This is a genomic window from Streptomyces sp. TRM64462 (assembly GCF_013362995.1).
In the GTDB taxonomy this organism is placed as follows: domain Bacteria; phylum Actinomycetota; class Actinomycetes; order Streptomycetales; family Streptomycetaceae; genus Streptomyces.
Genome location: NZ_JABWDV010000138.1, coordinates 1 through 1,660, shown reverse-complemented (window position 1 = coordinate 1,660; position 1,660 = coordinate 1). Strand labels below are relative to the sequence as shown.

General features: G+C 68.9%; 1 protein-coding gene. It reads right to left on the bottom strand.

Features of this window, described 5'->3' with window-relative positions:
* Positions 1 to 273: 273 nt before the first annotated feature.
* Entirely contained in the window at positions 274 to 1,209 is a 936-nt protein-coding gene (locus HTZ82_RS06305; protein ID WP_309235334.1) for a terpene synthase family protein, read from the bottom strand.
* Positions 1,210 to 1,660: the final 451 nt, after the last annotated feature.

The following is a 1,660-nucleotide window of genomic DNA, read 5'->3' as shown; positions in this document are numbered from 1 at the left end:
GTCATGGGCGGGGGTTCCTCCCTAGGGAGTGTCGTCAAAGTAGCGTCGTCCGCCCGCAGGGCGGGCCGGGCGGCGGCATGGGGGTGCCCCCTGCTCGAGCGAAGCCGAGAGCTTGGGGGAGCGTGCGATCGCAAGGCGGAGGACGGAGTCGATGCGGAGCGATGGGGGCACCTCCCTGCTCGAGCGAAGTCGAGAGCTTGGGGGAGAGTGACGACAACGCCGCGAGGGCGCGTGCCAGACGCCGCCCGGCAGACGGGACTTTGACGACACGACCTAGGCCACCGGTACGAGATCGGGGCGGGTGTACGCGGCCTCCAGGCCGGCGGCGAAGCGTTCGTCGCGGTAGCGGGTGCAGTCGTAGCGCTGCCAGAGGTCGGAGCCGATCATCCAGTCCTCGTACGCGCGGACGCGGCGCTCGGCGGCGGTGCGGACGGCGGTGTCGGTCACGCCGAGCCCGTCGAGGACGGAGGGCAGCTTCCTGGCCGTGGCGAGGAAGTCCTCGACGCGGGCCTCGATGCGCGCCTCGACGGCCCGTACGGCCCGGGGCAGCGGCCAGTCCTGCCAGGAGGCGAGGAGGACGGCGAGGTTGTTGGTGTCCCCGCAGGAGTACTCCTTGGGGAGCGAGAAGACGTCGTTGCCCCACGAGATGACGTCGATGGCGCTCCAGCCGAGCTCCTGGACTTCGGGGCTGTCGTGCACGAGGGGCGGTAAGTCGATGCCCAGGCTCGCCTCGACCATGTCCATCATCGGCAGCAGCTGGGAGCTGTGGCGCCGGGTGAGCACATAGTCGGCGACCGGTGGCCGGTAACCGGGCCTGCGGTTGTCCGCCTCCTGGTCGAGCGAGCGCAGCATCTGCGGCACATGGGCGCGGTAGCGCTCACGGGCGCCCGGCGGCATGCCGGCGAGGATGCGGTCGCAGAGCTCGACGAAGGCGTCGACCAGGGGATTGCGTGCCGCGCGCGGCAGCCGGTCGGTGCGGCCGTGCTCCAGGTAGCCGGTGATGGCGTCGGCGACGGGGCGCCAGGTGTCGACGCGGCCGGAGCGTATGAGGAGGTCGTGCTGGTCGTCGAGGACGAAGGACCAGGCCATCCACTGCGAGAGCAGCACGATGTCCTCGTACGACGCTCCCAGGCTCACGCGTCCCGCGAGATGCCCGAAGCCTATGCCCGCGAACTGTTCGGTCGCTTCGTCGATCAGGCCCCGGCTCACCGCCCAGTCCGTGGCTTCGGTATTGGCCCGGTCCGCGCGGGGATCCTTCGCGTTCTCAAAGGGAAGGTGAAATTCCGGAATGGTGAAAGAGTCGAGATGGGGCATTGATCTCCCTCCAGAGGAAATCTCGGTCCGCCATTCCCCGCTCACGTGCCTTACGGCGTGCGACCGGGGTCAATACCGTGCTGTCGGGGTGCCGTCGGCACCCCGGTTTTCCGGGATCACTCCGGTCACAGAGCGGCTCGATTCCTCACCACCGTGAGAACGCGAAGCCGCACTCTGCACTCATTCGGGTCCATTAACCCGCAAGAACGAGCAAGCTGTCAATATAATCTGATCCCGCACAGCCGCAGGAAAACCGCAAATGCCGCGCGTATTTCATCAAGGCATATGCGCGCGGTGACACCGGGCCGCGCGCCCCCGTGCCGGGGCCGCGCGGGGGCGGCGCGGG